We start from the raw sequence: 6518 nt of genomic DNA, 5'->3' as shown, positions 1-6518 counted from the left end.
GAGGCCGTCGACGCGTGGGAGTGGGTCGGCGCGCTCCCCGGCGGTCTCGGCACGGTCGTGGGCTCGGGCGGCCTCGCGGTCTCGCCCGCGCCTTGTCCAGCCAGGCCACGCACAACCTGTCTTGCGGTGCCCGATCGCGTCCACGGAAGCCCCGAAAGTGGTGACCGTTCCGGCCGAGACCGACGTACTCGAAGAACACTCCGCGCTCATCGGCCTGACCGTGAGCAACTGGCTCATGGATCTGGCGCGGAGCACATCCAATCAAACAGGGGGGAACATTGCTCTGGGATAGCACCTTCATCCGCGGCACGGGGAGTTTCCTGCCGCCCCGGGTGAGCGTCGAAGACGTGCTGAGCGGCAGCGCCATCAGTGCCGGTTCGGCCAGTCTCAAGTTGTCCGACTGGGCGTCCCTCACCATTTCGCGCGACTATTCGGCGGCGGAGATGGCGGGGATGGCGGCAGTCGACGCCTTGAAGAATTCGGGATGCCACGCCGGTGACATCGGGTCGCTCGTCTACGCCTTTTTGGATGATCAGGAGCATTTCGCGCCTGTCTGTCACGTGCAGCGGGTCCTCGGTGTGCCCGATGCGCTGGCGTTCGAACTGGGAGCGGCGAGCAACGGAGGAGCGACAGGCATCGTCGTCGCGGCGGGCCTGCTGAGATCCGACCCTTCCGCCGGCGCCGCGATGGTCACCGCGGCCGGCCGTTACCAGGCGGGCAGGTTGGCGCGATGGCAGGAATCGCTGGGCATCTTCCTGTCGGACGGTGCCGCCGCGGCGGTTCTGTCCCGCGAGGGCGGCCATGCCCGGCTGATATCCAGTTCTCACACCTCCGCGTCCGAGCTCGAATCGCTCGTCGCGGTCCGGGAGGATCTGGGCGACGGGAACATCATGCTGGCCCAGAAGACCGGCCTCGGGCCCTACCTCCCCATCATCCGAGATGCCGGCGTCAGAACGGTGAAGCAGGTGCTGGAGGAGTCGGGAGTCGCGTTGCCGGAGGTGGCGAAGGTCGCGGTGACCGGGGTCGGCCTCGCTCAGCTCTCCGCTCTGATCCTGGAACCCCTGGGCATCGCGGAGAGCCGTACCACATGGTCGTTCCTACGAGAGGTCGGCCATGTCGGCCCCTCTGACGCGCTCCAGGGCATCGATCATCTTCTCCGCGGTGGAGAACTGCGAGGGGGGGAGAAGATCCTCGTCATCGGCATGGGAATAGGCTTCCGATTCACCACCCTGCTCCTCGAAGTCTGTGACCAGCCCGCTTTGAACTAGTCCAGAGCCGCCGACGGCGCCGTCTACGAGCGTGGATCCTCCTGGATCCGCGAGGTGCCGGCGCCCCGTACCTTCGCCGTCCGGTGAGGCATGGTGATTCGCCGGATCCCGGGAGAAGCCCCCGGGCGGGAATGGGGCCCCTGTCAAGCCCATTCCCGCCCGTGAGGTATACCCCAACCGTCAGCCGGCGAGAGCCTTGGTGATGATTTCGCCGATCCGCTCGACGGTGGTGAAATCTCCGGCGGAGACCCGGTTCTTGGTCAGGGCGAAGGCCACTCCCGTGGCGGTGTCGGCGTACGCGGCCGTCCCGCCGCTGCCCGACATCCCGAACACCGTCGGCACCGTGGACGCGTTCAGCGAGGGAAAGCCGATGTTGTACCCCAGCGCCCTGGTGCTCGGGAACCCGGCGACCTCGTCCAACCCGGACATCGCCACCGCGGTGATCTCGCGCAGCCGCTCCGGCGAGACCAGCCGGACCCCGTCGACCTCGCCGAGCAGCGCGGCGTACATGCGCGCCACGGCGCGGGCGGACATGGTGCCCCCGGCGGGAATGTCGGACATCAACACGTCGGCACGGTTGCCGAAGGCCGCATCGGGGAGCGCCGCCATCGGCGCGGCAGTGTACCCGTGCACGACCCTGAAGAAGGGGATGCCTTCGAGCGTCTCCGGGGTCATCTCGAAGTCGCTCGCCGGCTCGTCCAGCCGGGCCAGCCCGCCGAGCCGGGACTTCGGCACGCCGAAGAACAGCTCGTCGGCGACCCCCAGCGGGCCCGCGACCTCCTCCCGCAGCACCTGCGAGATAGGCGTCCCGGTCGCCCGGCGGACGATCTCACCGACGATGTAGCCGAACGACTGGGCGTGATACCCCGTCTTGGTGCCCGGCTCCCACCACGGCTCGGCGTCGGCGACCGCCGCGCACATCTTCTCCCAGTCGCACAGGTCCTCAGGGGTGGTGGCGGCGGGCAGGCCGGGCACCCCGGTCGAATGGGTCAGCGCGTGCCGTACGGTCGCGGCCTGCTTGCCGTGGGCGCCGAACTCCGGCCACAGCTCGGCGATCGGGGTGTCGTACCCGAGGACGCCCCGCTCGGCCAGCACGTGCACGACGGTCGCGGTCACCCCCTTGCCGGTCGAGGTGGAGTAGACGGGGGTGCCGGAGGTGAACGGGCGTCCGGTGGCCGGATCGGCGGTGCCGGCGACGGCGTCCACCACCAGTTCGCCCTCCCGGTACACGGCCACCTGCACGCCCGTCTCGGCGCCGGACTCGACGAGCTGGTCGATCGCGACCTGAACCTGCTTCTGGACATCACTCATGATCGTTTCCTTTTCCCCGCTTGTGACACGTCTGGTCGTTGAGACGGTGGGAGGGCCCGGAAGGAATCGCGACGGGCTCCCGATCCGGCCACGCTCGACGGCGACGATCGCGACGATCGCGTCCCGCCACTCGGCCTCGTCGTAGACCCGCGCCCGGCCGGGGGCGACCACGACCGTACGGAGCGCGAACGACGGGGAGACCGCCTGCCGAGGAAGGACGGCAGGCGGCCGTCGTCGTCCATCACAGCTCCGGCGGCAGGCCGAACACCGGGAAATACTGCTCACCGAAGGTCGTGATCTCGGCGACCAGGCCGCCCTCGACCCGCAGGACGCCGAGCCAGGACGGCCGGTACGCGCTGTCGCCCGCCTTGCGGAGGTACGCCGCGGCCGCCGGCTGCCGGTTCGCCCAGGTGGGCAGGACACGCCAGTCACCCCACGCCTCGGGCCCGACCATGGCAGGCGTCCACGCCTCGACGATGGCCTTGCCGCCCCTGATCCAGATCGGCTGCGGAGGCATCGTCTGCCAGGCGTCGTCGCGCAGCACCCCGGCCAGGATGGCGGGATCGCCCTGCTCGACGGCGTCGATGTAGCGCTGCAGCACCGCGCGCTCCTCCCGCGTCGGATCCTTGGACGGCGTCCACTCCGACCGCCGCGGAGGCAGGTGCTCCTTCAGCGCAGGGCGTGCCCGTTGCAGCGCGCTCTTCACCGCGGTGACGCTGGTCGAAAGGAGCTCGGCGGTCTCCTTGGCCGGCCAGCCGAGCACATCGCGGAGGATCAGCACCGCCCGTTGCCTGGCCGGCAGGTGCTGGATCGCGGCCAGGAACGCCAGCTCGATCGTCTCCTTGGCGACGACGGTGGAGTCCGGCTCGGCGTCCCTGCCGGCGACGGGTTCCAGCAGCCGGTCCGGGTATGGCTGGAGCCACATCACCTCGGTCGGGGGCGGCGCCGGCGCGCCGGGATCCGCCAGGACCGGGTCCTGCCGGGCCCGCGGGCTGCGAGGGTTGCGGTCGAGGAAGTCCAGGCACGCGTTCGTCGCGATCCGGTACAGCCACGCCCGGAACGTCGAACGGCCCTCGAAGGTCTCGCGCCTGCGCCAGGCGCGCAGGAACGTCTCCTGCACCAGGTCCTCCGCGTCCTCGAACGAGCCGAGCATCCGGTAGCAGTGGATCTGCAACTCCCGCCGGTAGCCGTCGGTGAGCGCGCCGAACGCCGCCTCGTCACCCGCCCGCGCGGCGGCCACGACCTGGGTCTCCTCGGCCTTCCCCACCATTCACCCCTCCGCCCTCATACGGCGCCCCGCTGGACGCGCCCCACTGACATGTGACGACGGGCACCAAGAAGAGGAATCGCTCGAACGACCTCCTCTGAACGACGTTCTTCGAACTTCGAGCCGAACGCATCCCAGCCCGACCCGCATAAGAGCGGTCTCACCTGTACGGCCTCACCGGCCGAAGCGGCGGCGGGCGGCCCGGGTGAGCGCGTCCCCGGCCTCGGCTCCGAGCCGGCGCACCAGCTCGCCCGCCGGCGTCTCCTCGGCGAACCGGAACCCCTGACCCGCCCACAGGTTGATCGCGCCCGCGTCACCCGCCTTCCTGGCCGCCGCCCGCAGCGGGGCGGTCAGATGGTGAACCTGCGGGTAGGCCGAGGGAGCCTCATCGGTGTGCTCCTCGAGGAAGCGATTGACCAGCCCCCGGGCCCGCCGGCCGGTGAACGCGCGGGTGAGCGCCGTGCGGTCGTACGACGTCAGCGCCTCGCGGTGCGGGACGCTCGTACCGGCCTCCGGGGTGCGCAGGAAAGCGGTCCCGAGCTGCGCGGCGACGGCTCCGGCCGCCAGCACCGCCGCGATCCCCGCCCCGTCGGCGATGCCACCGGCGGCCACCACGGGGAGTGGTGTGAGCCTCAGTGCCAGCCGGAGCAGCACCAGCAGCCCGTAATCGCCCGCGTCGTCGGTGAACCCGCCCCGATGGCCGCCCGCCTCGATGCCCTGGGCCACGAGCGCGTCGGCTCCGGCCTCGTGCGCGGCGACCGCCTCGTCTGGGGTGGTGACCGTCACCACGACGTACGCCCCTTCCCGGCGCACCTCCTCGATGACCTCTCGCGAGGGGAGCCCGAAGGTGAACGACACCACCGGCACGCGCTCCTCGGTCACGACGGCCAGCCTGCCCCACCACGCGCCGTCGTCATCCGCGGGCGTGCCCAGCGGGACGCCGTACCGCTCGGCCTCCCCGCGCAGCCGCGCCGCGTACGCGTCGACGGCGGCGGGGTCGGCCCGCTCGGAGGAGGGCACGAACAGGTTGACGCCGAACGGCGCGTCGGTCCGCGCCCGTACGGCCCGGATGCCGGCGCGCAGCGACTCGGCCGGGTCGTAGCCGGCGGCGAGGAACCCGAGCCCGCCCGCGGCCGACACCGCCGCGGCCAGCTCCGGGGTCGACGGGCCGCCCGCCATCGGCGCCTGGACGATCGGGTAGGGCAGAGCCTCGAATTCCATCCACCCACCCTAACGACCGCCGGACGGCCGGCTCGGAGAGGTGGTTCGTCAGCCCTCCTGTTGCCGCATCCGGCGCATGCGGTTCACCTCGGCCGTCTGGGAGACCGACACGTCCTGCGCCAGCTCCTGCACCATGATGTGGGAGCCCTTCTCCAGCTCGTCGGCGGCCATGGAGATGGCGCCCAGGTGGTGGGCGATCATCAGCTGGAGGTACAGGCGGTCGAAGCCGGTCCCGTCGGACGCCCGCAGGGCCGCCATCTGCTCCGGTGTCGCCATGCCGGGCATGGTGTGATGCGCGGCGTGGTGCTCGGGGACGCGCTGCCCCTGCTGGCGCAGCCACCGGATCATCGCGTTGATCTCGGGTCCCTGCGTGTCGGCGATGCGCGTGGCCATGCGCTTCACGTCATCGGAGGCGGCCCGGGTCGCGGCTCCTGCGCTCAGGTCGAGGGCCTGGCGGTGGTGGACGATCATGTCCTGCATGAACACCACGTCCGCCGCGTTGGCGGCGGGGGAGGGCACCGCGGTGACCGCCTCGGCGGGGCTGAGCGTCCTCGCCGCCTCTCCGGGTCTGCCCGGGGCGAGGACGGGGGCGGTGGACCGGGCCGACGGGGTGGCGGGGTCGCTCGCGCAGCCTGCCAGGGCGAGCGCGGCCGTACCGATGACGATGAGGAGCGCGCCGCGCACCCGACCTCCCTGAGCATCACTTGCCGTGCGCGTGCACCCTAACTCAATGGCGATATATCCGTAAATAGATCATGTCGGAAGGTTTTGCTGACAGCTTGCCCTATGGCTAACTCACCCTGTCTGGGAGAAAATCTGCCCGTCTATGTTCTCCTGTGGCAGAAAGTACCAAGGAGGGTTCCTGAGTGTTGTCCATCCCCCGCAGAGGCGGCCTGGCGGGCCGGTTCCTCGTCCTGGTGGGTACGGCCGCGGCGTTGACGCTGTCGGCGATACCCGCTCAGGCAGCGGACATCCCGGGCACCGACCAGGTCGTGACGAGCCCGAACGTCCAGCATGTGACGAACGTGCCGAAGCCCGCGAGCATCGCTGCCACCATCAACACCGACATCGCCTTCCAGGGCAACTATGCCTATGTCGGTAACTACGGTGGCTTCTCCATCTATGACATCAAGAATCCGAAGAAGACGGCCGTGGTGAGTTCGGTGGTCTGCCCCGGTTCGCAGATGGACCTGTCCGTCTACGGTGACCTGCTGTTCGCCTCCGTCGACTCCTCCAGGAACAACGACTCCTGCTCCAGCACGCCGCAGCCCGCGACGCAGAAGGAGTCCTGGGAGGGCATCCGCATCTTCGACGTGAGCGACAAGGCGAACCCCAGGTACATCAAGTCGGTCGAGAGCCCGAGGGCAGCCCCGAACGTGGCGCGCTGATGCGCAAGGAAAAGCTGTATCACTCCCACATCGAGCACTGGCGAAAGCAGCAGGAGAACGGGA

The 6518-nt window shown here is 70.2% G+C and carries 6 protein-coding genes; 2 read left to right on the top strand and 4 right to left on the bottom strand.

Going from position 1 to position 6518, the window contains the following annotated elements:
• Positions 1–278: 278 nt before the first annotated feature.
• On the top strand, positions 279–1268 hold the full coding sequence (locus tag AB0B89_RS33900) for a ketoacyl-ACP synthase III family protein (RefSeq protein WP_358561051.1): 990 nt from the start codon (positions 279–281) through the stop codon (positions 1266–1268).
• A gap of 180 nt (positions 1269–1448) precedes the next feature.
• On the opposite strand, the gene AB0B89_RS33895 is transcribed toward AB0B89_RS33900, so the two are convergent.
• The 4 genes from AB0B89_RS33895 to AB0B89_RS33880 form a co-directional block, all read right to left on the bottom strand.
• Positions 1449–2579, bottom strand: coding sequence for a serine hydrolase domain-containing protein (locus tag AB0B89_RS33895; RefSeq protein WP_358561048.1), 1131 nt, complete (start codon positions 2577–2579; stop codon positions 1449–1451).
• A 241-nt stretch (positions 2580–2820) separates the two neighbouring features.
• Positions 2821–3849, bottom strand: a complete 1029-nt coding sequence (locus tag AB0B89_RS33890; protein ID WP_358561045.1) for an RNA polymerase subunit sigma-70 — start codon at positions 3847–3849, stop codon at positions 2821–2823.
• 171 nt (positions 3850–4020) lie between these two features.
• The gene (locus tag AB0B89_RS33885; RefSeq protein WP_358561042.1) at positions 4021–5067 is read right to left on the bottom strand and encodes a nitronate monooxygenase; all 1047 of its coding nucleotides are present in this window, start codon (positions 5065–5067) and stop codon (positions 4021–4023) included.
• A gap of 48 nt (positions 5068–5115) precedes the next feature.
• Complete coding sequence (locus tag AB0B89_RS33880; protein ID WP_358561039.1) at positions 5116–5751, bottom strand: DUF305 domain-containing protein; 636 nt, start codon at positions 5749–5751, stop codon at positions 5116–5118.
• A gap of 182 nt (positions 5752–5933) precedes the next feature.
• Between AB0B89_RS33880 and AB0B89_RS33875 the strand changes: the two genes are divergently transcribed.
• Complete coding sequence (locus AB0B89_RS33875; RefSeq protein ID WP_358561036.1) at positions 5934–6455, top strand: hypothetical protein; 522 nt, start codon at positions 5934–5936, stop codon at positions 6453–6455.
• Positions 6456–6518: the final 63 nt, after the last annotated feature.

The organism is Sphaerisporangium sp. NPDC049002, from assembly GCF_040649355.1.
Lineage (GTDB): Bacteria > Actinomycetota > Actinomycetes > Streptosporangiales > Streptosporangiaceae > Sphaerisporangium.
The sequence above is the reverse complement of the archived record's forward strand: the minus strand, read 5'-3'. Positions and strand labels throughout refer to the sequence as shown.

What these genes read in the sequence shown, in the direction of transcription:
- AB0B89_RS33895 (WP_358561048.1), bottom strand. Translation starts at nt 2,579, where the DNA reads ATGAGTGATGTCCAGAAGCAGGTTCAGGTCGCGATCGACCAGCTCGTC.
- AB0B89_RS33890 (WP_358561045.1), bottom strand. Translation starts at nt 3,849, where the DNA reads ATGGTGGGGAAGGCCGAGGAGACCCAGGTCGTGGCCGCCGCGCGGGCG.
- AB0B89_RS33885 (WP_358561042.1), bottom strand. Translation starts at nt 5,067, where the DNA reads ATGGAATTCGAGGCTCTGCCCTACCCGATCGTCCAGGCGCCGATGGCG.